This is a genomic window from Pseudoalteromonas sp. SIMBA_162, assembly GCF_046535955.1.
Taxonomy (GTDB): domain Bacteria; phylum Pseudomonadota; class Gammaproteobacteria; order Enterobacterales; family Alteromonadaceae; genus Pseudoalteromonas; species Pseudoalteromonas marina.
Genome location: NZ_JAWJBQ010000850.1, coordinates 1 through 251, shown reverse-complemented (window position 1 = coordinate 251; position 251 = coordinate 1). Strand labels below are relative to the sequence as shown.

Genomic DNA, 251 nt, shown 5'->3' with positions numbered 1-251 from the left:
GGTGCCGACCCTGTCCCACGTCTATCCAAACGGCAAGGCCGATATCAACCACTTCCAGGCGGCGGGCGGCATGTCTTTCCTGATCCGCGAGCTGCTGGAAGCCGGCCTGCTCCACGAAGACGTCAATACCGTGGCCGGCCGCGGCCTGAGCCGCTATACCCAGGAACCCTTCCTGGACAACGGCAAGCTGGTGTGGCGCGACGGCCCGATCGAAAGCCTGGACGAAAACATCCTGCGCCCGGTGGCCCGGG

General features: G+C 65.7%; 1 protein-coding gene. It reads left to right on the top strand.

Translation table 11 applies throughout. From position 1 onward, the window contains the following. A partial coding sequence (locus R0J88_RS22090) for a dihydroxy-acid dehydratase (protein ID WP_410901188.1) occupies window positions 1-251 on the top strand: 251 nt, incomplete at both ends.